This is a genomic window from Amycolatopsis sp. GM8 (assembly GCF_021653975.1).
GTDB lineage: Bacteria > Actinomycetota > Actinomycetes > Mycobacteriales > Pseudonocardiaceae > Amycolatopsis_E.
Map to the genome: position 1 here is coordinate 253,540 of NZ_JAJKFK010000006.1, position 24,841 is coordinate 278,380.

Below are 24,841 nucleotides of genomic sequence, written 5' to 3' on the forward strand. Positions count from 1 at the left end.
TCATTCGGCCAGAACCCCCAGGCCGAGGCGGCTAGCCGTGGTCGAAGCCGTGGGATCCGTCGAGTTCGCGGGCGAGCGCGCGCAGGCCGAGCAGCAGCGCGCGCCGCTCCTCGGCGGTCATCGCGCCGAGCATCCGCTCGTGCCGTTCGCGCCACGTCTTGCGCAGCCGGGTCGCGACGGCGGAGCCGGGCTTCGTGATCCGCACCAGGAGGTTCCGCCGGTTCTGCTCGTCCCGCTCGCGCGTCACGAGTTGCTTGCGCTCCAGCGCCGAGCACAGCCGGCTCACCCGGCTCTTGTCCAGGTGCAACTGCCCGCTCAGCTGCTGCTGCGTCACCTCGCCGGCGCCGAGCAGTTCGACGAGCACGATGCCCTCGGTCATGGTCATCGCCGCCCCGGCGTCGTCCACCGGCTGCTCGCCGTGCGTCGCGACCAGCCGCATGACCCGGGTGAGCAGGGGCTCCAGCGGTTCGGTCCCGGTCACTGACACCTCCATGGTTGATAGCGGCAACTGTTGACGCTAGCATCGGTCACAGTTGCCAATGTCAACCATGATAGGAGTGATCATGCGCAAGGTGTTGCACCGGATCGGGCAGAGGCACCTGTTCGCGAACGGGCACGCGTACGACCGGCACGCCGGCAAGACGTTCCGCGGCCTGCACCGGCAGGTGGCCGAGGATGTGGCCGCGGCGGCGCCGGAGGGCGGGCTGGTCCTGGACGCCGGTTGCGGCACCGGCCGGCTCGCGGCGGAGATCGCGGCCCGGCGCCCCGACCTGCGTGTGCGCGGTGTGGACCTCGAACCCGGCATGGTGGAGACCGCCATCGAGCGTGCGGAAGGGGCGGGCATCGCCGACCGCGTCCAGTTCACCGTCGCGGACCTGGCGGACCTACCGTTCCCGGACGACTCGGTCGATCTGATCGTTTCCACCGCGAGCATGCACCACTGGGCCGACGTGCCCGCGGTCGTGTCGTCGCTGGACCGCGTGCTGCGCCGCGAAGGTCCGATGTGGATCTACGACATCCGCTGGGTGCCGGCCGGGCAGGTTCGCTCGACCTCGGCGAAACATCGCCGCCGGATGGTGCGGACGGTCGTGCGCACCGGGTCCTTCCCGCTGGCGCTCTTTCAGCGTCTGGACAGCTCAGCAGCTTGACTTCCAGTCACTGGAATCTAACATGTTAGATGTGTTGGAACCAGTTGCTCGTCCACTCCTGCGCGACACCGCGCACCGGTTGATCCGTGACGCCATCGTGCGGGGCGAGATCGCGCCGGGCGCGGTGGTGCGGGATGCCCAGCTCGCCGAGCAGCTCGGGCTGTCCCGCGCGCCCGTGCGCGAGGCGCTCGCGCGGCTGGCGGACGAAGGGCTCGTCCGCACCAAGCCGCAAAGCCATACCCGGGTCACCCCGATCGACACCGTCGAGGTGCGGGACGCGGCGGCCGTGGTGCGGGCGATGCACGAGGTCGCCGTGCGCGCGGCCGTGCCGGTGCTGACTCCCCGGCAGATCAGCGACATGCTGGCCGCCAACCGGCGGTTCAACGTCGCCGTGCGCACCGGGGACGTCGATGCCGCGCTCGCCGCGGACGACGAGCTGCACGACGTGCCGGTGCGCGCCTGCGGAAACCGTGCGGTCGCCGCCACGATCGATCGCTATACGCCGGTCATCCGCCGCCTGGAGCGGGCGCGGTTCAGTGCCCCGGCGGCGAAGGAGTCGGTCGCCGCGCACCGGCGGCTCATCGAGGCCTGCCGGACCGGTGACGCGGACGAGGCCGTGCGGGTCACCACCGGGATCTGGCACGAACTCGAACAGCTCGCCGACTGACGAACGGAGCACTTCCCATGTCCCTCGACGCGTTCGAGCGCTACCCGTTGCTGTTCGGCCCATCGCCGGTGCACCCGCTCGACCGGCTCGGCGCGCACCTCGGCGGCGCCGCGATCTGGGCCAAGCGGGAGGACTGCAACTCCGGAATCGCCTACGGCGGCAACAAGACCCGCAAGCTGGAGTACCTAGTCGCGGACGCGCTCGCCCAGGGCTGCGACACGCTGGTGTCGATCGGCGGCGTGCAGTCCAACCACACCCGCCAGGTCGCGGCCGTCGCCGCGCGGGCCGGCCTGAAATGCGTGCTGGTGCAGGAAAGCTGGGTCGACTGGCCCGACGCGGTCTACGACAAGGTCGGCAACATCCTGCTGAGCAGGCTCGCCGGCGCCGATGTCCGGCTGGTGAAGGCCGGCTTCGGGATCGGCTTCAAGGAAAGCTGGGAGCAGGCGCTGCGCGAGATCGCCGACCGTGGCGGGAAACCGTACGCGATCCCGGCCGGCGCGTCGGACCATCCGCTCGGCGGGCTCGGCTTCGCCCGCTGGGCGCACGAGGTCGCCGCGCAGGAACGGGAGCTGGACGTCTTCTTCGACACGATCATCGTCTGCTCGGTGACCGGCAGCACGCAGGCCGGCATGATCGCCGGGTTCGCCTCGCTGGGCGGCCGCGCGCGCCGGGTGCTGGGCATCGACGCCTCGGCGAAGCCGGGGGAGACCCGGGACCAGATCGCCCGGATCGCGCGACAGACCGCCGCGAGCATCGGCGTGGACCGCGAGCTGCGCGACGATGAGATCGAACTGGACGAGCGCTTTCACGCCGGCACCTACGGCATCCCGGACGAGTCCACAATGGACGCCATGCGGCTCGCCGCGCGGACCGAGGGGATGATCACCGACCCGGTGTACGAGGGAAAGTCCATGGCGGGCCTGATCGATCTGGTCAGCCGCGGCGAGATCAGCCGCGATTCCACCGTGCTGTACGCACATCTGGGCGGGCAGCCCGCGCTCAACGGCTACAGCGCGCTGTTCTCGTGAGCCACTAGAACAACGTCGGGTCTCCCCAGGCCAGTTCGGCCGCTCTTCCCGTGCCACCGGAATGCGACGGTGAAGGACCGGCGCCGGGGCGGGACATCTCCAGCCGCAAGCGTTCCGCGCCCGTGAGATCCACGTCGATCGTCGCCGGTTTGCCCCGCGAGACCGTCGCTTCAGCCGCTGGGCGGCCGTCGACGACGACCCGGAAGATCCCCACCTGGTACGGCTCGGCGGCGTCATCGAGCACCCCGGCCACCGACGTGAGGCGCACGTACTTGCCGTCGAGCTCCAGTTCGACGGAACCCTGTGCCTTGCCCCGCAACACGAGGCCGTGCTCGTAACGCGTGCCGCCGATGTCCGCGACGTCCCGCCCGATCCCGGGCTTCTGTTCAGGCCAGGATATTTCGTCGGTAAGCGATTTCAGTAAGCGCTTTCCGGTGCCGGGCCACAGCCCCCGTTCGGGCATGGGATGCGCGCCCCTGCCGGTGATCGCGGCGATGAGGCCCGCCACGCTCTCCTCGTCGATCCGGTCGATCGAGTACCGCGTGGTGGAGTAGGTGTTGAGAAACGACGGGATCTCCTCGATCGACCGGCCCGGCAGCACGACCGGCAGGATCCGCTCCGTCGCCTCCCGCAGGTTCTTGGTGAGCATGTCCCGCAGGCGCGCCGCCTCGAACTGGGCGCCGCGGCCTTCGTCCGGTGGCGCGGTTCCCTCGGCCCGGCGTTTGTACGCGGGGGAGGCGATGGCCAGGATGTAGTCCGCCTTGTCCAGGTGCTCGATCGCCCACAACGACCAGTCCATCCGGATGTTGTCATCCCATTGGTCCAGCCGCACGTCGAGGCCGATCCGGGTGCGCAGGAACGTCGCGAAGGTCCGGACCTGCCTGACGTGCTCCGGGGTGTCGTGTGAATAGGTGACGAACACGAGCGGCGCCTCGGTCATGTAACGCATTGTCGCCGACACCGGCCACCCATCGCGTGAATGTCCAGTTTTTGTCTTCTTTTCCGGGGAGAACTGCCCGGATTCTGTCCAGTTTTTGTCAACTGGAATGTCTTTTTTCGGCGCGACTCGTGGATCTACTATCAGACCGGTCTGGGGAGAGCGTTCGAGGGAGCGATGACACGCGTGTACGAGTACGACGTGTTCATCAGCTACCAGCGCACAGGACGCCTGGTTCCCGCCTGGGTACGCAATCATTTCCACCCGCGGCTGTGCGAGCTGCTGGACGAGAACCTCGCCCGCGACGTGAAGATTTTTTTCGACGGCGACGTCCAGGGTGGTGGAAAATGGCCGTACGAGTTGCGGTCCGCTTTGCAACGCACCCGCATTCTGGTCGCGGTGTGCTCGCCCAAGTACTTTCTCAACGAATGGTGTCTCGCGGAGTGGCATTCCATGGCGAAACGCGAGGAGCTGGTGATACCGGACCGGCCGCAGGGACTGATCTATCCGGTGATCTTCAACGACTCCGAGAACTTTCCGGCCTACGCGCACGAACGGCGGATGCGCAGCCTCAAGGAGTGGAACCAGCCCTACGAACACTTCCAGGTCGCCCCGGCCTACCTGGATTTTCACCGCGAGATGGAGCGGATCGCGACCGAGTTGACCGACCTGTTCGAGCAGGTCCCGCCGTGGCGGCCCGATTGGCCGGTCGAGACCCCCGAGCCAGGTTCGCTCGGCCCTTCCCGACTGCCGAGGTTCTGACGCGATGGTGGGCAGCGTTGTCACGTTCTACTCGTACAAGGGCGGCGTCGGGCGGAGCTTCACCACGGCCAACATCGCGGTCCTGCTGGCGCGCTGGGGATACCGCGTGCTCTGTCTCGACTGGGACCTGGAAGCGCCGGGCCTGCACGAATACTTCCGGCCGCTGCTGGGCGCCGAACCCGCGGCGGGGGTCGTCGATCTCGTCGACGATTTCCTGGCCGGCCGGGTCCGGCCGGCCGCGCACGCGGCGCGGCTGACCGGGGCGGGCGCGCTCGACCTCATCGCGGCCGGGCGTGCCGACTCCCGCTACGTCGGCCGGGTGCAGGAGATCGACTGGGAACGGTTGTACGAGCGGGGATTCGGCGAATACCTCGAAGAATGCCGGGAACAATGGATCACCGACTACGACTTCGTGCTGCTCGACAGCCGGACCGGTGTCTCGGACATCGGCAGCATCTGCACGGCGCATCTACCGGACCGGCTCGTCGTCCTGTACACGGCCAATTTGCAGAGCGTGCGGGGTGCCGTCGACATCGCCCGGCGCGCGAACGACGCGCGCGACCGCCTGCCGTATGACCGGCCGCAGCTCACGGTTCTGCCGGTGTTGTCGAGATTCGACTCGCGCGAGGAGTACAGCCGGGCGGAGGAGTGGCGGCGCATCTGCCTCCAGGAAACCAAAGGTCTGTACCACGATTGGCTTCATCAGACGGTGTCGCCGGACGCGATGGCCCGGCACCTGACCCTGCCCTACGTCTCCTACTGGAGCTTCGGCGAGCAACTGCCGGTCCGCGAGGAGACCGAACCCGGCTCCGACCAGATCAGCTATGCGCTGGAAACGATCGCCGCGGTGATCGCGCACGACTTCGATCGCACCGATCTGCTGGCCGAAAACCGGGACGCCTACGTCGCCGCCGTCCGCTCGAAGAAGCGCGAGTTCCGCCAGGACATCCGGATCAGCACACCACGGTCCACTGTGGACATCGCAACCGATCTGGTGAAATGGCTGAGCGAGCTCGACGTGCACGCGACGCTTTCCCTGTCAGGCAACCGCACCATGCTCAACCGCGCCGAGGACGATGCCCGGCACCTGTGCCTGCTGGTCGACCGGGAGCTGAGCCGCTGGCAGTCGGCGGAGCTGGAACTGTTCCTGCACCGGACGCTGGGCCAGGACCGCCGGGTCATCCCGGTGCTCACCGCCGGCACGGACGCCACGGCTCTGCCGGGCTACTTCGGGAACCTCCGCTACCTGCGGCTGGGCCCCGCGCGCGGCCCGGCGAACGTGGCGCGCGACATCGTCGACCAGCTCAACGGCACCGCCACCGCCGAGCCCGACGTGCTCGCCCTGTTGCGGCGAACCGCCGGTGCCCGGCTGCGCCCGGTGATGTGGCTGCTGGTGGACGAGATCGTCCGCGACCTGCCCAGGGCCGACGACGCGACGGCACAGGACCTCGCCGCCGACCTGGCCCTGGTGATCCGGCCTCGCGGCGATGACGACGGCCGCACGCCGGTACCCCCGGCCATCCGGACCGCGATTGAAAGCGCTGTCAAGGCGCTCGAAACATCCATCGAGCGAAAGGAACTCGGATGACCGAAAAACGACTGGGACACAAGCAGACCGCGGTGGTCTTCACCCTGATGGCGCTCGCCCGCGAAGTGTCGAATCCCGAGCTGCAGGCGATCGTGGGCTTCACGCTCGACGGCCAGGACCGCCGCCGGTTGAACGAGCTCGACCTGGTCGCCAGCCACAAGCAGGGACGGTCGTTCGCGCACGAGCTGACCGAGCGCGGGTGGGCGTGGTGCGAGGGCGAGCTGGGCCAGGAAACCCCGCCGTCGCCCCGGCCTCGCAGCGTACTCAGCGTCGCGTTGTACGTCCTGCTTAGTGGTGTAGACCAATACCGGCGGCGGGAAGGCCTCCGGCTGGCCGACATCTTCGCGCCCACCTCGGACGTGACCGCGGAGGAGACGCCGGAGGACATCGAGAGCCGGATCCGCACGGCGTACCGCAAGCTGGCCCGGTCACCGCGGGACTGGGTCGGCCTGGCAGAGCTGCGAACGGAACTCGGTGGCGCACCCGCTCAGGACGTCGACGCCGTGCTCAAGGAGCTGAACCGGGCCGGGCAAGTGCACCTCGTGCCGGAGTCCAACCGGAAAACGCTTACTCCGGCCGACCGCGAAGCGGCCATCCGGGTCGGTGGTGAGGACAACCATCTGCTGTCCATCGAGGTGTCCTGATGGAACCATTGGCGGCGCTGCGAACGCTGCGCCTCGACTGGGCCGACACCCCTGATCATGTCTGGCGGGATTCCCCGTACCACGTCGACGACCTGCACCCCGAAGTCGCCAACGCGATCGACGTGGGCATCCGCGACGCCGCCGGCAGCGACGGTCCCAGCCCGATCGGCCTGGTGCTGCAAGGGCAGAAGGGCGTCGGCAAGACCCACCTGCTCTCGCTCGTCCGCCGGCGGGTGCACCAGGCGGGCGGCTACTTCTTTCTCGACAACCTCAGCGGTGGCAACGTGTTCTGGGACAACACCGCGGATGCCTTGCGGTCCGGGCTGTTGCGGCGCGACGACTCCGGTGGCTCCCAGCTGTCCAGCTTCCTGCTGCGCGCGTGCCACCGGGCACAAGCCGACCAGCGGGTCACCGCGACCATCCTCAATGGACGCCGGCTCGCCCGGTCCGATGTGGACACGTTCGTCGCGGGACTGCGCCGGATCGACGAGCAGGTCGCGGTGGAATGCGCCGATGTCGCGCGGGCGCTGGTGCTCTACAACAGCGAGGACACCAACGTCAACCAGATTGGCGCGGACTACCTCGAGGGATACGAGGAGACGAAGAAGGGCGAGCGGGCCAAATGGGGGATCCGGCCCCGGCTGAAGCCCGCGCTGGGGCAGGTCCACGACATCACCCGGCTGCTGGCGCTGACCGGGCCGGTCGCGATCGGGGTCGACCAGCTGGACACGCTGATCGGACGTTCTTCCCAGAGGACCACGAATTCCGGGCCGGTCGAGGACGAGGACCTGCTGGTCGCGCAGATCGCCGACGGGCTGATGGGGTTGCGCGAGGTGACCCGCAGGACGATCACGGTGCTCGCATGCCTGCCCGTCACCTGGACGCAGATCAAGGAGAAGGCCGCGGACACCGTGCCCGACCGGTTCCGCGAGACGTTGATGGTCGGCCGGGTGACCGACGCGGCACTGGGGCGCGCGGTCGTCGAACGGCGGCTCGGCGTCGCGTACGAGGGCATGGGATTCGTGCCACCGCACCCGGCCTGGCCCGTGGCGGACTCGGCCTTCAACGGCACCTGGGAGCCGTACGCGCCGCGCGAACTGCTCAAACGGGTCGGCGCCCATATCGACAACTGCCTGCGCGTCGGGCAGGCCTACGAGCTGACGTCGTTCGGAGACGACGGTTCGCACGCGCCGGCGCCGGTGCCCACTGTGACGCCCGGGCGATTCGCCCAGCTGGACAAGCGGTTCGAGGAGCTGAAAGCACGGGCCGACACCACGAAGCTTCTCGATCAGGAGGTCGAGGGCGAGGTGATGCCCGAACTGCTCGACGCGGCACTCCGGGCCTGGATCATCGAAGTCGGCAACGACGCCATGGAGTGGAACTCGGAGTCGGAGAACGGCAGCAGCCACGTGCACGCTCTGCTCACCCGCACCATCAACGAGGCCGCCGACGTGGAGGAGTACTGGGCGTTCCGGGCGATCACCGTCAAGGACCCGCGTTCGGCGTTGTCCCGCCTGCGGAAGACGCGATCGGCGACAGGACAGCGCCAGGGCGGGGACACCCAGCATCTGATCGTGCTGCGGCATCGGGAATGGCGAGGGGAGAAGACCAGGCTGGAGCTCGAGGACTTCCGGGACAAGGGCGGGCTGCAGGTCGTGCTCACGCCGTCGGATGTGCGCACTTTCTGGGCGCTCGAACAGATGCTGTCCGAAGTGGACACCGAACTGCACGAGTGGCTGATCGACCGGCGCCCCGCCGGGCGGTCGGATCTGCTTTCCGCGGTGATGCCAAAAAAATCCACTGAGCGCAAGCCCGACAAGGGACCGCCTTCGGCGGACGGGCGGATCACGCTCGGCACGGTGGACGAAAAGCCATTGCGGATCGAGCTTTCCGCGTTGCGCAAGCACGCCGCCGTGTTCGCGGGGTCCGGCTCCGGCAAGACCGTCCTTTTGCGACGGATCATCGAAGAATGTGCCCTCAACGGGGTTTCCGCCATCGTCCTCGACCCGAACAACGACCTGGCCCGGCTCGGGGACGCCTGGCCCGAACCGCCCGAGGCGTGGGCGCCAGGAGACGCGAAGCTGGCCGAACGGTACCTCGCCGGGACCGACGTGGTGGTCTGGACCCCCAACCGGGCGAACGGGCGGCCGCTGGCCTTCCAGCCGTTGCCCGACTTCGCCGGGGTCCTCGACGACGAGGACGAGTTCACCCTCGCCGTCGAGGTGGCCGTCGCGACCATCGCCCCGCAGGTCGGGCTCACCGGAACCGCGCGCGGCGCGAAGATCGGCCGCGCCGTGCTGCGCGAGGCGGTCCTGCACCACGCCCGGACCGGGTCCCGCAGCCTGCCCGGGCTCATCGAGGTGCTCGCCGACCTGCCCGAGGACGTCAGCATCCTCAACGATGGCAAGCGCATCGCCGCGGGCCTGGCCGAGACGCTCAAGGCGGCGACGATCAACGACTCGCTGTTCGCGGGCGGCGGGGAACCCGTCGACCCAGGCACGCTGCTCACCCCGGCCGAGGGCAAACGCGCCCGAGTGTCGGTGATCAGCTTCATCGGGTTGCCGGCGGAGGAGCAGCGGCAGAACTTCGTCAACCAGCTGCAGATGGAACTTTTCGCCTGGATCAAAAGGAATCCCGCGGGCGAGCGCCCGCTCGGCGGCCTGTTCGTGATGGACGAGGCGCAAACCCTGGCCGCGTCCGGCACCCTCACCCCGAGCACCCGCAGCACCATCGTGCTCGCGTCGCAGGCGCGCAAGTACGGGCTCGGGCTGCTGTTCGCCACGCAGGCCCCGAAAGGCCTGCACAACCAGGTGGTCGGCAACGCGATGACCCAGTTCTTCGGGCGGCTCAACAGCCCCGCGCAGATCGCCGCCGCGAACGAGATGGCCCGCGCGAAGGGCAGCCCGGTCGCCGACATCTCGCGGCTGGAACGCGCCCAGTTCTACGTCTCGGCCGAGTCCTTCGGCTTCCGCCAGATCACCACGCCGCTGTGCCTGACCCACCACCCCAGCAGCCCGCTCACCGTCGAAGAGGTCATCAAACGCGCCCGCGATGATTGAGAGTGTTGTGAAAGTGGCTTGCGTGGCGGTGCGGGTGGCGGAACCTGAGGCGGTGCGAGCTGAGTCCCCACACAGGGAGGAAGAGACCGAGCCCCAGGATCCCGGACGTCCGGATTCCGGGGGTTCCTGTCCACCGGACACGGTGACGCCGATCGTACGGTGAGGGCATGACTGGGCGGCGTGTCGTGGTTGTCGGGTTCGATGGGATCGAGCTCGTCGACGTTGCCTGCGTGACGACCGGGTTCGACTACGCCAACCGGATGGGCGCCGACCCCGCGTACGAGGTGCTGTTCGCGACGCCGGTCGGGCGGCCGGTGCGGTGCGACTCGGGGCTCCAGTTGCACGGCCAGTCCCGGCTCGACGGGATCGAGGGCCGGATCGACACCATGGTCATCTCCGGTGGGCTGGGGCACGAGGCCGCGGCGGCGAACCAGCGCCTGCTCGGCCAGGTCCGCCGGCTGGCCGGGCTGTCCCGGCGGATCGCGTCGGTGTGCACCGGCGCCACCGTGCTCGCCGCCGCGGGGCTGCTCGACCACCGCCGCGCCACGACGCACTGGTACGAGGCGACGCGGCTCGCCGAGCGCTACCCGCGGGTGCACGTCGACCCCGCGCCGATCTACGTCCGCGACGGCCGGATCGCGACCTCGGGCGGGGTCACCGCGTCACTCGACCTGGCGCTCGCGTTCGTCGAGGAGGACCACGGGGCGGAGATCGCCCGCCGGGTCGCCGTCGGCATGGTCACCTACCTGCAGCGGCCCGGGAACCAGGCGCAGATGAGCCTGTTCACCAGGATCCCGCGGTCCGAGCACGCCGTGGTGCACCGAGTGATCGACCACGTGGTGAGCCACCTCGACGGCGATCTCAGCGCCGCCGGGCTGGCCGCGCTGGTGAGTGTCAGCGAACGGCACCTGAGCCGGTTGTTCGTCGAGCATGTCGGCCGGACACCGTGGCAGCTCGTGCGCGACGCGCGCCTGGAAGCCGCTTCGCAACTGCTCGCCGGGACGCGCGAACCGCTGACCGCGATCGCTCGCCGGTGCGGTTTCGCCTCGGCCGAGTCGCTGCGGCAGTCGTTCGTCGCGCGGTTCGGCATCCCGCCGTCCCGGTTCCGCGCGGTGCACGCGCGGCGCTGACCCGCCGGGAGCCGTCAGAACTCGTCGGCGCCGGAGAGCTGGTGTTCGAGCGCGTCCGCCTGGGCGACGATCGCGGCGAGCGGACGCGCGAACTCCTCCTGCAGGTCCAGCGCACCCAGCGGCACCGTGTGCTTGATCAGCGCGACGCCGTCCACCACGGCCGCGCCGCCGACGGTCACCGAGCCGGCGAGTTCCAGCAAGCGGCGCAGGTCGATCTTGTCGGCCCAGCCGACGGCGGAGGAGATCTCCGCCCACGACGTGCCGTCTTCGCCGGGCAGCAGGTGCACGGTGACCTGCTGCGTGCGGCCGTTCTCGGTCTCGAGCTGGAAGCGCAGCCAGCCGTCCCGGTCTTCCAGCACCTCGTACCGCAGGCGCACGTAGTTGATCACGTCGGTCCAGAGCCCGTCACCCATGCGCGCAAGCTTAGCTGGGGGTTGTTCCGGCTTCCCCGCGCTTGTCCGATTCGCCGCCGCGGGTCGAGGGACCCCGGTGACCGGGCGCCTGCGGGGTTCCGGCGGGCGCGGCCGCCGGCGGTGCTGCCGCCCCCGTCGCGGCAGCCGACACCAGCGAGTCACACCTGGCTTTACGCGTCTCCGCAGTTCAGTGTTACGGAAAATGCGGGGCAACCACCCGATCGAGCGCACGGCCGGGGTGGGGTCAACTATCTGTACGCCCCGAGGGCGGTCGCCGTCGCCTTGGCGATGAGATCGTCGCTGGTGGGGGCGTCCTTGGTGGACCGGTCGGACAGGATCACAAGGACGATGGGCGCGTTCCGGCGGCCAGATCACCGCGATGTCGTCGCGCGTTCCGTAATCGGCGGTGCCGGTCTTGTCCGCGACCGGCCAGTCCGCGGGTACGGCCGCGCGGATCAGCACGCCGGTCCCGGCGTGTTTCGCCGTGATCGGTGAGTTGGGTACGACGTCGGCCTGGCTGAACATCACCGTCCGCGCCAGTCCGTCGACCGGGCTGCGGCGCGCGCCGCGAACCGGCGGAGGTGGGTGATGGGCATGGACGCAGTGTCCCGGAAACCGTCCACAATAGACGAAACAGCGGTGGCGGTGACCGAAAAGGACACTGACACTGCCCGCACGGCCACTGCCGGCGCCGCCGGGGAGCCATTATCGTGCTCGCATGCACAAGACCGTACGAATCGCCCTGAGCGCGGTGGCCGTGGCCGGCGTGACGGTGGTCGCCGTGCCGGGGACCGCGAGCGCGACCCCCGGGCGCGGCGTCACCGCCGTCACGATCTTCGACAAGACCATCGGCGACACCGAGTACGTGCTGAAGGAGATCACCCTCGCCCCCGGCGGCAGCACCGGCTGGCACTACCACCCCGGCCCGGTGCACGGCCTGGTCAAGCAGGGCGTGCTGACGCACAACGAGTCCGACTGCGGCGTCGATGGTCTCTACCACCGCGGCCAGCCCATCAGCGAGGAGAGCGGCCCCGGGTATGTCCACATCGGACGGAACCTGGGCAGCACACCCGTTGTGCTGGAAGTGTTCTACCAGGACCCCGTCGGCAGCCCGCTGGCCGTTGACGTGCCGAACCCCGGCTGCGACTTCGACTGACCGTCACAGCTTCGCGGTGAGGCGGCGGAGGATCGCCGCCGCCGGCTCGGCGGTGGCGTGCCGGTACCCGGTGCCCGCCCACAGGTGCAGCCGGTCGCTGTCGCCGGCCGCGGCCGCCGCCTTGCGCAGCGGGCTGGTCAGGTGGTGCAGCGCGGGATAGCCCAGCGGCGCGACCTCGTCGTAGCGGTCGGTGAACGCGTTCGCCAGGCCGCGCGCGGGGCGGCCGGTGAAGGCGTGCGTCAGCACCGTCCGGTCCCGCGCGGGGTCCGCGAGCGCGGTCCGGTGTGTCTCCGACACGCCGCTTTCGTCGGACCGCAGCAGCACGGTGCCGACCATCGCCGCCGCGGCCCCGGCTTCGAGGACCTCCACGACCGCGTCGGCGGTCGCGATGCCGCCCGCGGCGATCAGCGGAAGATCCGTCACCCGGGCGATTTCGCGGACCAGGCCGGCGAGCGGGACATCCGCCGGCAGCCGGTCCGGGGTGAGGGTGGCGGAGTGCCCGCCTGCCGCGATCCCCTGCACACAAAGGAAATCCACGCCCGCGTCAGTGGCTTGGCGTGCCTCGGCGGCGGAGGTGACGCTCTGCCCGGTCAGCGTGCCCGCGGCCCGCAGCGCCTTGAGGACCGCCGCGTCCGGGATGCCGAACGTGAACGTCGCCGCCGGGACCGGGTCGGCGAGCAGCAGGTCGATCTTGTCGCGCCAGTGGTCGTCGTCCTCGGTGCGCGCGATCCCGCCGAGGTCGATGCCGTAGTCGTCGGCTTCGCCCTGCAGCTCACGCGCGTACCGGTGGTAGCTCGCGTCGTCGATCGGGACCGGGTTCGGCGCGAACAGGTTGACCCCGAAGGGCGCCCGCACCTCGGCGAGCCGCCGCCCGAACGCCTCGGCGGTCTGGTACCCGGCGGGCACCAGACCGATACCCCCGGCCGCCGCGGCCGCGGCGACGAGCCGGGGCGTCGTCGGGCCCCCGGCCATCGGCGCCGCCACCACGGGCACCGACAGGCCGAGACCCGCGAACATGCTGTGCACCAGACCCTCCTCCGCTCAGGAGTCGCTCAGCGCGCCTTCGAGCAGTTCCTGCAGGAACAGCCCGCGCCGGGCGTCGAGGGGATGCGGGCGGCGTTCGCGGACGGCCTCGGCGAACTCGCGCATGATCGTCTGCTGCACGTCGGCGAAGTCGTTGAGCGCGTAGCCGGGTGAGTCGACCAGCGACATCGGGCCCGCCTCGGTGATCACGAGGCAGTCCAGCACCTGGGCCGGCACGGGCGTGGTGATCGACAGCGCGGCCTGGCTCAGCACCTCGTTCTCGTGCCGCACGGTGAGCGCCACCCACTTGGTCGGGTCACCGACCGCGCGGACCCTGGTGATCGGCCCGACCGCCGCGTCGAGCAGGTCGAGCACATGCGGGCCGAGGTCGAGCAGCGCGCCGCGCTCGACCCGCCATGGCGTCGCGAACATCGACCCGGGCCGCGAGCCGCCACCGAGATATTCACCGATCGCCCCGACCGGGCCGGCGGCGCGCGTCGCGCTGATGAACGCGCGCACCGATTCGCGGTAGCGGTTGGTCAGCACGACCTGGCTGATCACCCCGGCGTCAGCCACCGCGTCCGCGACCCCGCGGGCTTCGGCGAGGGTGAACCCGAGCGGCTTCTCCAGCAGCAGATGCCGCCCGGCCGCGGCGGCCAGCGGCGCGTACCGGGCCTGGATGTCCGGCGGCACCGCGAACGCGACGGCTTCGCAGTGGTCGAGCAGTTCTTCGAAGCTGGCGGCGGCCTTCGCCTGGTACTTCGAGGCGAGCTCTTCGGCCGCTTCCGGCCGTCGCGCCCACACCGCGGCCAGTCGGGTGCCGGGCCCGTTGTGGATCATCGGGGCGTGGAACACCCCGGCCCACGGCCCGGCACCGACGAGGCCGATCGTCAGAGGTTCGGTCATGCCTGCACGGTAGCCCCGGGACTAGGAGAAGCGCACCGGGAAGCGGTCGATGCCACGCAGCACGAGGTTGCGCCGGTACGGCAGCTCATCGGTCGTCATCGTCATGGTGAGCCCGCGGCTGATCAGCTCGTGCAGCACGACCTCCATCTCCAGCCGTGCCAGCGGCGCGCCGAGGCAGTAGTGGATGCCGAGGCTGAAGGTGAGGTGGCGCTTGACCGGCGCCGAGCCGGCGTAGCGGGTGATGTCGAACGTCTCGGGGTTCTCGAACGCCTCCGGGTCGCGGTTGGCCGAGCCGAACAGCAGCACGACCCCGTCGCCCGCGGCGAACTCGTGTCCCGCCAGCGTCGTCGGCGTGTGCGCGAGCCGGGTGGTCATGTGCACCGGCGAGTCGTAGCGCAGCATCTCCTCGACGGCGGGCCCGGCCAGCTCCGGCTTGGCGCGCAGCAGCTCGTACTGGCCGGGATTCCGGATCAGCGCGAGGATCCCGTTCGCGACCAGGTTCACGCTCGTCTCGTGCCCGGCCACCAGCAGCGTGACGCAGGTCGCGAGCATCTCGTCCTCGGTGAGCACGTCGCCCTGTTCCTCGACCGCGGCGAGCCCGCTGATCAGGTCGTCCTGCGGGTCCGCGCGCCGCTGCCGGATCAGGCTGCGGAAGTAGTCCACGAACTCGCGCGCGGCCTGCGTGCGGGCTTCGCGTTCTTCCTGTAGCAGCAAGGGATCCGGGTCGAACCCGCGGGCCAGCGCACGCGACCAGCGCTGCAGGTTGGGGTGGTCTTCGGCGGGTGCGCCGAGCAGCTCGGCGATGATCGTCAGCGGCAGCGGGTAGGCCAGCGAGGTGATCACGTCGGCTTCCCCGGTGGTCACCATCGCGTCGAAGAGCTCCTTGACGAGCGCCTCGATCCGCGGCCGCAGCGCGGAAATCGTCTTGGGCGTGAACGCCTTGCTGACCAGGCCGCGCAGCCGGGTGTGGTCCGGCGGGTCCATCCACAGGAACGACGTCGGCAGGTCGACGTGCTCGACACCGGGGTGGAACAGCTCGGCCTCGTGCGCGTGGCTCCAGTTGTTGTCCTGCAGCACCGCCGCGCAGTCCTCGTAGCGGGTCACCAGGTGCACGCCGAGCGGGGTGGCGATGACCGGCTTCGTCTCGCGGGCCGCGGCGTAGCGCGGATACGGGTTCGGCCAGTGCTTCGGGTCGAGCGCGTCCAGCGCGGCACCCGGGTTCGCCGGCGCCGGAGCGTCCTCAGTGGACGGTCCGTTCGGCGGGAACACCATGCACGTCGTGGTGCCGTGCGCGATGAGCTTGCCGCGCGGGTCGGTGACCCGGCCTTCCGCGGTCGCGGTCCGCTTGCCCACGTGCACGACCTTCGCTTCGCACGTGAGCTGGTCACCGTCGAGCGCGACCGGGCGGATGAAGTTGACCTTCAGCTCCAGCGTCGTGTACAGCGCCCCCTCGGGGATCGCGGTGAAGACCGAGCTGCCCATCGCGGTGTCGAGCAGCGTGGCGATCACGCCACCGTGCACTGTGTACAGTGCGTTGGCCGTCGCCGGCGAGGGCTTGAGCGTCCACACGGTCCGGCCCTCTTCGAGGGTTTCCAGCAGCACGCCCAGCGAGTGGCCGACGCCGATGCCGGACTCGACCCCGTATTCCACCAAGGACTTCAGCTCGCGCAGCCGGCGCTGCAGTGGTGTCTCGGTCATCATTCCCTCTCAGCGCAGGCGGACGGGCAGCGCCCGCATCCGCCGGATGGAGACATTGGGCAGATACGTCAGGTCCTCGGTGACCAGCTCGATGCCGGGCGCGCGCCGCACGAGCGCGTCCATCGCGATCTCCACCTCGAGCCGCGCCAGTGCGGCACCGAGGCAGAAGTGGATTCCCTTGGCGAAGCTCAGATGTGCGGGCGCGGGGCGGGTGTAGCGGGTGAGATCGAGGCGGTCGGGATCCTCGAAGGCTTCGGGGTCGCGGTTGGCGGATGCCAGCAGCAGCACGATTCCGTCGCCGTTGCCGAACGCGTGCCCGGCGAGTTTCAGCGGCCCCTGCGCGACGCGCGCCGCGATCTGCACCGACGGCTCGTACCGCGCCAGCTCCTCGATCGCGTGCGGCGCCAGGTCCGGCGTCTCCCGCCACAGCGCGAGCTGGCCCGGATTCCTCAGCAGGGCAAGGGTTCCGTTGGCGATCAGGCTCACCGTGGTCTCGAACCCGCCCGACAGCAGCAAAGCGAACGTGTTGAGCAGTTCGGACTCGGTGAGCACGTCTCCCTGCTCCTCGACCGCCGCCAGCGCGCTCACCAGGTCATCGGCCGGTTCGGCACGCCGTTTCGCCAGCAGGTCACGGAAATATGCCTTGCCGTCCTGCATCGCGTGCGCGCGAGCGTCCCGTTCGGACGGTGACAGCAGCGGGCCCGGGTCGAGCCCGCGGGCCAGCGCGCTCGACCAGCCGCCGAACAGCGGCCGGTCCCGCGCGGGCACGCCGAGCATGGCGCAGATGACGCGCAGCGGCAGCGGGTAGGCGAACGACTCGACCAGATCCGCCTCGTCGGCGGCCAGCAGCTCGGTGAGCAACTCGTCCACAGTGGACTCGATGAGCGGGCGCAGCCCGGCGATCATCCTCGGCGTGAAAGCCTTGCTGACCAGTCCGCGCAGCCGGGTGTGGTCCGGCGGGTCGAGGAACAGGAACGGCAGGTGCTCGTGCGAGAGCTCGGGCGCGAACGGGTTGAAGCCGTTCGCGTCGGCACGGCCCCATTTCGTTTCGCTGAGCGCGGCGGCACAGTCCTCGTAGCGGGTCACCAGGGAAACGCCGCCGGGCAACTGGTACAGCGGGGTGGCTTCGCGGAGCGCGCGGTACTGCGGGTACGGATCCGCGCGGTACTCCAGGTCGAAGCCTGCGAACGCGGTCATTTCCGCAGCCGAACCGGCAGGGTGTCGAGACCGTGGATCGCGACCGTGTCCCGCCAGACGGGTTCGCCGGCCAGCGCGAGATCCGGCGCGCGCCGCAGCAGCGCGTCGATCGCGAGCTGCACTTCGAGTTTCCCGAGATGCGAGCCGAGGCAGTAGTGCACGCCGCCGCCGAACGACAGCGGCCGCGGCGGCGGTGCCTGCCCGGCGAAGCGGGCGATGTCGAGCCGGTCCGGATCCTCGTATGCCTCGGGATCGCGGTTCGCGGCGGCCATCACGACCACCACGCCTTCCCCGCGCGGCAGGGTCCGGCCGTCGAGTTCCTTGTCCGCCAAGGCAACGCGGTGGGTGAACTGGATGGGCGGCTCGTAGCGCAGCAGCTCGTCGGCGCCGGACGACGCGAGTTCGGGCTGCGAGCGCCACAGCTCGATCTGGTCGGGATTGCGCAGCAGCGCCACGGTGCCCTTGCCGATCAGGTCGGTGGCCGTCTCGTAGCCGCCGATCAGCAGGCCGACGGAAAGGCCACGTAACTCGATGTCGCTGGCGGTGCCGGCTTCGAGCGCCGCGGCCATGTCGCTGAACATGTCCTGCCGCGGGTACCTGCGCCGGTGATCGATCTGTGCGCCGAAGTACGCCTCGAACTCGGCCTTGGCGACATCGCGGCGGGCGAGTTGTTCCGGTGTCTGCAGGATGTCCGGGTCGGTGCCGTGGACCAGCGCCATCGACCAGTCCATCACCTGGCGGTAGTCCTCGCGCGGGATGCCGAGCAGCTCGGCGATGATCGTGAACGGCATCGGCCGGGCGAAGGACTCCATCAGGTCCACTTCACCGGCCGCGATCGCCTTGTCCAGCAACTCGGTCACCAGGCGCTCGACCCGCGGCCGCAGCCCCGTGGTGTGGCGCGGGGTGAACGGCCGGTTGACCAGCCCGCGCACCCGGGTGTGCTGCGGCGGGTCCATCCGCACGATGCCGCCCGGCACATCGTCGGGGGCGACCCCGGGCCGCAGCGGGTTGATGCCGTCGTCGTAGCCGTGCCCCCACTCGGGATCCGACAACACGGCGGAAACCTCGGCATACCGGGTCGCGATGTGCACGCGCGGTTTGAGCGGGAACAACGCGGTGTGCTCGCGCAGGGCGGCGTAGCGAGGATACGGATTGGACCGGTGAGCGGGGTGGAAGGCGTCGAACACGACCGACACGGCGAAGATCCTCTCCTCGGCCCGTTACCAAGCCGACCTGAAAGTAGGCCAAGCAGACCAACTGGCAGCCGGCCTACGTTTCGCCGATCGCCGTGACTGCCGGTCGGCTTGGTAACCAGCGGCGCAGTACCTGTCTCCTTCCTAGCGATAAGATCGCTTGCACCGCACGGATTATCGGAGCGTCGAATCCCGCCATAGGAACGGGCGGCGCGTCATTGCCCGCGCGGCGCGGGCGGGATACCGAGGACGCGTGCCGAACTACATTCTGGACCAGAGTTTTCCGAGTGAACGAGACCGGCTCGACGCGATGGCGCGCAACTGGGATCCCGGTACCCTGCACATCGTCGGGGAGCTGGGCATCGGCAAGGGCCACCGGTGCCTGGAGGCGGGTGCGGGCACCGGTTCGATCGCGCGTGCCCTCGCCGGAATCGTCGGGCCCGGCGGGCAGGTGCTCGCCGTCGACCGGGATACGAGGTTCCTCGACGACCTGCCCGCGCCGGCGGAGGCGCTGAGCGCCGACCTGATGACAGACGACCTGCCGCCCGCCTCATTCGACCTGGTGCACGCACGGTTGCTGGTCGCGCACCTGCACCCGCATCCGGTCGCGCTGGAGCGGCTCGCGGCGGCGGTCGCGCCCGGCGGCTGGCTGCTGGTCGAGGAGGTCGACTGGACCTACGCGGACCGGTCCGAACCGGACGAACCCGTGCACACCGCGATGGTCGCGGCGCTGACCGGGGTGATGACCGGGTTCGACACCACCTACGGCCACCACCTGCTCGGCGACATGCTGGACCTCGGGTTCACCCAGGTGTCCGCGCAGTTCCGCGGCACCCAGTCGCGGCACGAACGATCCTGGCTGCCCTGGCAGCTGCTCGTCGAGCAGTTCCAGGACCAGATCGTCCACAAAGGACTCATGTCGGCCGGCGACGTGGACCGCTGGTGGGCGGTCACCCGCGCGCAGGCGCACCTCGTGGCCGGGCCGGCGTTGTTCGCCGTCCGGGCCCGTCGCCCTACCAGCTGACGGGCAGCGCCTGCAGGCCGTACACGACGGAATGCGAGTGAAAACGCAGGTCCGCCATGGGCACCGCGAGCCGCAGCGCGGGGAAGCGGCGCAGCAGCGCGGGAAAGACGATGCCCAGCTGCATCCGCGCGAGCGGCGCGCCGATGCAGTGGTGGATGCCGTGCCCGAACGCGATGTGCGCGGGGACCTTGCGCTCGGGGTCGAACCGGTCCGGGTCGGCGCCGAGCGCGTCGTCCCGGTTGGCCGAGGGCAGTGAGCACACCACCCAGTCACCGGCCTCGATGCGCTCGCCGCCGAGTGTGACGTCCTCGCGCGCCACCCGTGGAATTCCCGAGTGCACCACGGACAGGTACCGCAGCATCTCCTCGATCGTCGCGTCGATCCGGTCGTCGTGGTCGCGCACCGCGGCGAAGTAGCGGGGATGCCGCAGGAGTAGCAGCGTGCCGAGGGAGATCATGTGCGAGGTGGTGTCGTGCCCGGCCAGCAGCAACAGGTCCGCGATACCGACGAGCTCGGCGTCGCTGAGTTCGGTCCCGTGCTCGCGCACGAGCATGCCCAGCAGACTGTCGTCCGGATCGGCCCGCTGCGCAGCGACCAGTTCGACCATGTACGCGCGCGATTCCGCGAACGCCGCGGTGCGCTCCTGGAGACTGGCCTGGAAATCGGTGCGGCGCACGCCGCGCCGCTGGAAGTCCGCGCGGTCCGCGAACGGCACGCCGAGCAGTTCGCAGATCACCAGTGCCGGGATCGGCAGCGCGAACGCGGACACCAGATCCGCCGGGGGACCGGCCTGTTCGACGGCGTCGAGGTGCTCGGCCACGATCGCCTCGACCCGTGGCCGCAGCTGCCGCATCCGCTTGACGGTGAACGCCGGCGCGAGCCTGCGGCGCAAGGTGGTGTGCCGCGGCGGGTTGTAGGACAGCAGCATGCCGGGCGACGGGCCGTCCGCGCTCTCGCCCGGCTTCGCGACGAAGGCGTTCGGGTGACTGGGAAATCGCGCCGGGTCGCCGAGCACCGCACGGGCGTCGTCGTAGCGTGTGACGAGCCACGCGGTGCCACCGGTGACGAGGCTCACTCGCGAAACGGGACGTTCGCGGCGCAACCGCGCGAGTTCCGGCACGGGGTCGAATTCGGTTCGCCGGATGTGTACGGGCATGGTCGGTGTTTCGGCCATTGCGCGGAGTCTGCTCGACCCGGATGAACGGCCGCTGAACCGGTGCTGACATTTCCCGCGTTCACCGTGGATCCCGATTGATCGATAGGCGCTTGCCGATTTCCGTTGCCTTCCGGAATGTTCTGCCGGAGATTGGCGGTGCCGCAACTCGATGGGGGTGAGGTCGTGAATGGGACGCTGCCGGGACGGTTCGACGAGGCCGCCGATCGTTACCCGGATCAGGTCATCTCGCTGCCGAGTGAGCAGGAAACCCTGACCTACTCGGAACTCCAGGACTCGTCGCGGCGGATGGCCGCGGGACTCGCCGCGGCCGGTGCCCGCGAGGGCGACGCGATCGGCGTACTCGCCCCGAACTGTGCCGCCTTCCTGCAGGGCGTGCTCGCGGCGGGCCGGATCGGTGCCGCCGCCTGCCCGATGCCACTGCCGATGGGCATGCGTGACCTGGCGGGCTACCTGCGCCGCACACAGGCCATTGTGGACAGAGGGCGGGTCGAGTACATCGTCACCGTGCCCAAGCTGCGGGTGGTGACCGACCAGCTCACCGGCGTGTACGCGTTCGACGCCGCGGACCTGGTGCGCCACGACCACGCCCCGCTGGCGGGTGCGCGGGAGAACCAGACGGCGGTGCTCCAGTTCACCTCGGGCAGCACCGCCGCGCCGAAGGGCGTGGTGCTGACGCACCGGAACGTGGTGTCCTGCGCGGATTCCATCAGCGAGGCCATCAAGATCACCGAAGCCGACGCCTGGGGCAGCTGGCTGCCGCTGTTCCACGACATGGGCCTGTTCGGCACGGTCACCGGGCTGTTCAACGGGATCCCGCTCAACGTGTGGTCCCCGGTCACGTTCGTGAAGAGCCCGGCCGGCTGGCTGAACCAGTTCCTGGCCACCGGCGCGACGATCTGCGCGATGCCGAACTTCGGCTACGACTACCTGCTGGCCACCGTGCCGGAGGACCGCGAACTGGACATGTCGCACTGGCGCGTCGCGTTCAACGGCGCCGAGTCGATCTCCGTCCGCTCGGTGAGCGCGTTCGTGGATCGCTTCGCCCGCGCGGGTTTCCGGCCCGAGACGATGACCCCGGCGTACGGGCTCGCCGAGGCGACCCTGGTCGCGACGCTGCCTCCGCTGGACCGCGGACCGGTGTACGAATGGGTGGACCGCGCCGCGCTCGCCGCGGCCGGGAAGGCGTTTCCGGTGGCGGAAGGCTCGTCGGCCCGCGGGATCGTGGGGCTGGGCCGCGCCGTGCCGGGGATGCGCGTGCGGATCGCCGGCGGCCGGCCCGAGGGTGAGGTCGGCGAGATCGAGGTGACCGGCGCCGCGGTCACCAGCGGCTACCTCGGCCGTCCCGACGGGCCGTTCACCGCCGACGGCTGGCTGCGCACCGGTGACCTCGGCTACCTGCGCGACGGTGAGCTGTTCTTCACCGGCCGCAGCAAGGAAATGATCACCGTGCGCGGCGAGAACGTGTACCCGCTGGACGTCGAGGCGATCGCCCAGCTCGTTCCCGGTGTCTACAAAGGACGGTGTGTCGCGTTCGTCGACGACGAGCGGATCATCGTGTGCGTGGAAACCGCGCTGCGCGACCCGGCCGAGCGGCAGCGCCTGACCGACGACATCGCCGGGCGCTGCTCGGTCGAGCTCGGACTGTCCGGTTTGGACGTCAAGCTCGTCCCGGCGCGCACGATTCCCCGCACCACCAGCGGCAAGCTCCAGCGTCTGGGCATGCGTGAGCTGTACAAAAAACAGGAGGCATCGTGACCACCGCACCGGACATGGACCAGATGCACAGCCTCGGTGTCTTCCGGCACTACGACCGCAGCCACTGGCGGCTGGACGAGGTGCCGCTCGACGAGGTCGACAAGAGCCTGGTGAAACCGGAGTACATCACGCTGGTGAAGAGCGCGGTGATGGGCGAGTCCAACGTGATCGCCGCTGTGCACGGGTTCCTCAACGAGTTCGCCGACGACTACGACTTCTCCGCGTTCGCGGTGATCTGGGGCTACCAGGAAGTCCAGCACCACTACGCGTTCACCTCCTGGCTGCAGGCGATCGGGGAGAAGGTCGACAACCGCGCGGTGGCCGCGATGCGCGCCCCGTACGACCCGGGCACCACCCCGTCGGCCACGCTCGCCACCAACATCATCTCCGAGCTGACCGTCAACCACGTCTACCGCGCGGTGTCGGCGTGGGTCGACGAGCCGGTGCTCAAGGACCTGCTGCTGCGCGCCAGCCGCGACGAGGCCGGGCACGCCCGCGAGTTCCGGCACTTCGCCGCGAAGCGCCTGCAGGAGCACCCCGACGAGGTGCCTTCGGTGCTGGAGACGCTGTACTTCTACACGGCCGACGAGAAGATCAAGCACCCGGTCGGCGTGTTCAAGGCCGGGCTGGCCGAGCTGTCCGACGCCGAGACCATCGACACCGGGTTCGAGCTGTTCCTCGACACCGTCGCGGACACCGGCGAGCTGGACGAGCTGCAGGGCAAGATCCGCCGCACGTTCGCTTCGCTGACCGGGTACGACCTGTCGACCAACCGCGCGGTGCGCCGCGCGCTCGCGACGGCGCTGGGATGACCGCGACCGTGCCCTGGGCGGGCCGCGCGGATCACCACTGCTTCGGCTGCTCGGCCGCCAACCCCGTCGGGCTCGCGCTGGAGTTCACCGATCACGGGGACTCGCTGAGCACGGAATTCAAGCTGGACAAGCACTACGAGTCCTACCCGGGTGTCGTGCACGGCGGGATCCTCGCCGTGATCTGCGACGAGACGATGGGCAACCTCGTGGTGATGCGGCTCGGCGTGCCCGCGGTGACCACGTCGATGCGGACGCGCTACGTCGGCGTGGTGCGGGTCGGTGCCCTGCACCGCTGCGTCGCGCGCGCCGAGTTCGGCGACGGCCTGGTGCGCACCAGCGCCGAAGTACTCGACCCCGACGGTGTCGTCCTCGGCACCGCGACCGCCACCTACCGACCGAGGAGCGATGTATGACCGCCGATCTGGACAAGTCCGTGTCCACCACCGTCACCGAGATCGTCGCCGCCGAACTGGGCCGCGCGCCCGGCACCCTGACCGGCGACACCGACCTGCGTGCCGTCGAGGGCGCCGACTCGATCAAGGTGCTGCGGATGATCGCGAAGATCGAGCAGACCTACGACATCGAGCTGGAGGACGACGACATCTTCGGGCTCACCACGATCGACCAGGTCATCGCGGTCGTCGACAAGGCACTGGCGCAGGGATGACCGCCGCGACCAACCAGCACTACGACCTGGACCCGGAGCTGTTCGCGCGGTTTCTCGACCCGCTGCGGAAGTACTCGTCGGGCCTGTTCGAGGCCGACGTCACGACGCTGGAGCAGGCGCAGCGGCGGAAGCTGTCGTTCGTGGCCGGGCAGCTGCGGCTGATGGGCGGCGAGCGGCTGCTCGACGTCGGCTGCGGCTGGGGCTCGCTGCTGCTGTTCATGGCAAAGGAGTACGGCTGCCGGGTCACCGGGATCAGCCCGGCGGCGAACCAGCACGAGTACATCGCGTCCCGGGTTTCCGCGCTGGGCCTGGAGAAGCTGGTGACCACCGAGGTCGCGTCGTTCGAGACGTACGAGCCCCAGGCGCGCGGGTACGACGCGGTGACCATGCTGGGTTCGGTCGTGCACATCCCGGACCTCGACGCGGTGTTCGCGAAGATCCGGCGCGCGCTGCGCCCGCGCGGGCGGCTGTACCTGTCGGAGAGCTGCTTCCGCAACGCCGCGATCCGCGACGGGTTCGACGAGCGGCCGGGCACGGAGTTCGTGCGCAACAGCATCTTCGGCAACGGCGAGCTGCGGCCGCTGTCGGAACTGGTCGCCGGCGCGGAGTCGGCCGGGTTCTCGGTCAGCGCGGTACACGACCTGACCGACGACTACCGCCGCACGATCGACTGCTGGATCGACAACCTGCGCGCCCAGCCCGAGAGCCCTCAGCGCGCGGATCTCATGCACTACCTGGAGATCGCCAACGCCGGCTGGGGCTACACCACGAAGCACTACGCCCTGGTCTGCTCGAAGACCCGCTGACCCGGCGTGTTTGCCCGCCACGTCGGTGAGTTTGCGCCGGGCGCGGCCAAC

At 69.9% G+C, this 24,841-nt stretch carries 25 protein-coding genes; 16 read left to right on the forward strand and 9 right to left on the reverse strand.

Going from position 1 to position 24,841, the window contains the following annotated elements; translation table 11 throughout:
• Positions 1–31: 31 nt before the first annotated feature.
• Positions 32–481, reverse strand: a complete 450-nt coding sequence (locus tag LOZ83_RS27565; protein ID WP_236794607.1) for a MarR family transcriptional regulator — start codon at positions 479–481, stop codon at positions 32–34.
• Positions 482–563: 82 nt separating this feature from the next.
• Here LOZ83_RS27565 and LOZ83_RS27570 point away from each other — a divergent pair, with 82 nt between their 5' ends.
• Genes LOZ83_RS27570 through LOZ83_RS27580 form a run of 3 tightly spaced genes read left to right on the forward strand, consistent with a single transcriptional unit; the run spans position 564 to position 2,843 of the window.
• Positions 564–1,148: a class I SAM-dependent methyltransferase gene (locus LOZ83_RS27570; RefSeq protein ID WP_236794608.1), complete on the forward strand. Its 585-nt coding sequence runs from the start codon at positions 564–566 to the stop codon at positions 1,146–1,148.
• Positions 1,149–1,170: 22 nt separating this feature from the next.
• A complete protein-coding gene (locus LOZ83_RS27575; RefSeq protein WP_236794609.1) occupies positions 1,171–1,815 on the forward strand; it encodes a GntR family transcriptional regulator in 645 nt (214 codons plus the stop codon).
• 17 nt (positions 1,816–1,832) lie between these two features.
• Positions 1,833–2,843, forward strand: a complete 1,011-nt coding sequence (locus tag LOZ83_RS27580; RefSeq protein WP_236794610.1) for a 1-aminocyclopropane-1-carboxylate deaminase — start codon at positions 1,833–1,835, stop codon at positions 2,841–2,843.
• A gap of 4 nt (positions 2,844–2,847) precedes the next feature.
• Here LOZ83_RS27580 and LOZ83_RS27585 read toward each other — a convergent pair whose 3' ends face one another.
• A complete protein-coding gene (locus tag LOZ83_RS27585) occupies positions 2,848–3,783 on the reverse strand; it encodes an SEFIR domain-containing protein (protein WP_236794611.1) in 936 nt (311 codons plus the stop codon).
• Positions 3,784–3,822: 39 nt separating this feature from the next.
• Between LOZ83_RS27585 and LOZ83_RS27590 the strand changes: the two genes are divergently transcribed.
• The 5 genes from LOZ83_RS27590 (at position 3,823) to LOZ83_RS27610 (ending at position 10,963) form a co-directional block, all read left to right on the forward strand.
• On the forward strand, positions 3,823–4,542 hold the full coding sequence (locus tag LOZ83_RS27590; protein WP_236794612.1) for a toll/interleukin-1 receptor domain-containing protein: 720 nt from the start codon (positions 3,823–3,825) through the stop codon (positions 4,540–4,542).
• A 4-nt stretch (positions 4,543–4,546) separates the two neighbouring features.
• Positions 4,547–6,130, forward strand: a complete 1,584-nt coding sequence (locus LOZ83_RS27595) for a KGGVGR-motif variant AAA ATPase (protein WP_236794613.1) — start codon at positions 4,547–4,549, stop codon at positions 6,128–6,130.
• Complete coding sequence (locus LOZ83_RS27600; protein ID WP_236794614.1) at positions 6,127–6,774, forward strand: hypothetical protein; 648 nt, start codon at positions 6,127–6,129, stop codon at positions 6,772–6,774. The genes LOZ83_RS27595 and LOZ83_RS27600 overlap by 4 nt, the downstream gene beginning before the upstream one ends.
• Entirely contained in the window at positions 6,774–9,833 is a 3,060-nt protein-coding gene (locus tag LOZ83_RS27605; protein ID WP_236794615.1) for an ATP-binding protein, read from the forward strand. Before LOZ83_RS27600 ends, LOZ83_RS27605 begins: the two co-directional genes overlap by 1 nt.
• Positions 9,834–10,000: 167 nt before the next feature.
• Positions 10,001–10,963: a GlxA family transcriptional regulator gene (locus LOZ83_RS27610; protein ID WP_236794616.1), complete on the forward strand. Its 963-nt coding sequence runs from the start codon at positions 10,001–10,003 to the stop codon at positions 10,961–10,963.
• A 14-nt stretch (positions 10,964–10,977) separates the two neighbouring features.
• Here the strand turns inward: LOZ83_RS27610 and LOZ83_RS27615 are convergent, their stop codons facing one another.
• Positions 10,978–11,376, reverse strand: coding sequence for a hypothetical protein (locus tag LOZ83_RS27615; protein ID WP_236794617.1), 399 nt, complete (start codon positions 11,374–11,376; stop codon positions 10,978–10,980).
• A 415-nt stretch (positions 11,377–11,791) separates the two neighbouring features.
• Between LOZ83_RS27615 and LOZ83_RS27625 the strand changes: the two genes are divergently transcribed.
• On the forward strand, positions 11,792–11,965 hold the full coding sequence (locus LOZ83_RS27625) for a hypothetical protein (protein WP_236794845.1): 174 nt from the start codon (positions 11,792–11,794) through the stop codon (positions 11,963–11,965).
• Positions 11,966–12,094: 129 nt separating this feature from the next.
• Positions 12,095–12,532, forward strand: a complete 438-nt coding sequence (locus LOZ83_RS27630) for a cupin (RefSeq protein ID WP_236794618.1) — start codon at positions 12,095–12,097, stop codon at positions 12,530–12,532.
• Positions 12,533–12,535: 3 nt separating this feature from the next.
• Here the strand turns inward: LOZ83_RS27630 and LOZ83_RS27635 are convergent, their stop codons facing one another.
• Genes LOZ83_RS27635 through LOZ83_RS40555 form a run of 5 tightly spaced genes read right to left on the reverse strand, consistent with a single transcriptional unit; the run spans position 12,536 to position 18,552 of the window.
• A complete protein-coding gene (locus LOZ83_RS27635) occupies positions 12,536–13,549 on the reverse strand; it encodes a nitronate monooxygenase family protein (RefSeq protein WP_236794841.1) in 1,014 nt (337 codons plus the stop codon).
• Between the two features lie 24 nt (positions 13,550–13,573).
• Positions 13,574–14,461, reverse strand: coding sequence for a Gfo/Idh/MocA family protein (locus LOZ83_RS27640; protein ID WP_236794619.1), 888 nt, complete (start codon positions 14,459–14,461; stop codon positions 13,574–13,576).
• A gap of 21 nt (positions 14,462–14,482) precedes the next feature.
• A complete protein-coding gene (locus tag LOZ83_RS27645; RefSeq protein WP_236794620.1) occupies positions 14,483–16,159 on the reverse strand; it encodes a cytochrome P450 in 1,677 nt (558 codons plus the stop codon).
• A 9-nt stretch (positions 16,160–16,168) separates the two neighbouring features.
• On the reverse strand, positions 16,169–17,356 hold the full coding sequence (locus LOZ83_RS27650) for a cytochrome P450 (RefSeq protein WP_236794621.1): 1,188 nt from the start codon (positions 17,354–17,356) through the stop codon (positions 16,169–16,171).
• On the reverse strand, positions 17,353–18,552 hold the full coding sequence (locus LOZ83_RS40555) for a cytochrome P450 (RefSeq protein WP_236794622.1): 1,200 nt from the start codon (positions 18,550–18,552) through the stop codon (positions 17,353–17,355). The genes LOZ83_RS27650 and LOZ83_RS40555 overlap by 4 nt, the downstream gene beginning before the upstream one ends.
• 250 nt (positions 18,553–18,802) lie before the next feature.
• On the opposite strand from LOZ83_RS40555, the gene LOZ83_RS27660 reads away from it, so the two are divergent.
• Entirely contained in the window at positions 18,803–19,573 is a 771-nt protein-coding gene (locus LOZ83_RS27660; protein ID WP_236794623.1) for a class I SAM-dependent methyltransferase, read from the forward strand.
• On the opposite strand, the gene LOZ83_RS27665 is transcribed toward LOZ83_RS27660, so the two are convergent.
• Positions 19,563–20,729: a cytochrome P450 gene (locus tag LOZ83_RS27665; RefSeq protein ID WP_236794624.1), complete on the reverse strand. Its 1,167-nt coding sequence runs from the start codon at positions 20,727–20,729 to the stop codon at positions 19,563–19,565. The two genes, LOZ83_RS27660 and LOZ83_RS27665, sit on opposite strands and share 11 nt — an antisense overlap.
• Before the next feature lie 183 nt (positions 20,730–20,912).
• Between LOZ83_RS27665 and LOZ83_RS27670 the strand changes: the two genes are divergently transcribed.
• From LOZ83_RS27670 to LOZ83_RS27690, 5 genes are read left to right on the forward strand one after another with little or no spacing between them, the layout of a single operon-like run.
• The gene (locus LOZ83_RS27670; protein ID WP_236794625.1) at positions 20,913–22,505 is read left to right on the forward strand and encodes an AMP-binding protein; all 1,593 of its coding nucleotides are present in this window, start codon (positions 20,913–20,915) and stop codon (positions 22,503–22,505) included.
• Positions 22,502–23,317 (forward strand): ferritin-like domain-containing protein, encoded by an 816-nt coding sequence (locus LOZ83_RS27675; protein ID WP_236794626.1) that lies wholly within the window; start codon positions 22,502–22,504, stop codon positions 23,315–23,317. The genes LOZ83_RS27670 and LOZ83_RS27675 overlap by 4 nt, the downstream gene beginning before the upstream one ends.
• Positions 23,314–23,730, forward strand: coding sequence for a PaaI family thioesterase (locus tag LOZ83_RS27680; RefSeq protein ID WP_236794627.1), 417 nt, complete (start codon positions 23,314–23,316; stop codon positions 23,728–23,730). Before LOZ83_RS27675 ends, LOZ83_RS27680 begins: the two co-directional genes overlap by 4 nt.
• Positions 23,727–23,984 carry an acyl carrier protein gene (locus tag LOZ83_RS27685; RefSeq protein WP_236794628.1) on the forward strand — a complete coding sequence of 86 codons (258 nt, stop codon included), beginning with the start codon at positions 23,727–23,729 and terminating at the stop codon, positions 23,982–23,984. Before LOZ83_RS27680 ends, LOZ83_RS27685 begins: the two co-directional genes overlap by 4 nt.
• Entirely contained in the window at positions 23,981–24,790 is an 810-nt protein-coding gene (locus tag LOZ83_RS27690; protein WP_236794629.1) for a cyclopropane-fatty-acyl-phospholipid synthase family protein, read from the forward strand. Before LOZ83_RS27685 ends, LOZ83_RS27690 begins: the two co-directional genes overlap by 4 nt.
• Positions 24,791–24,841: the final 51 nt, after the last annotated feature.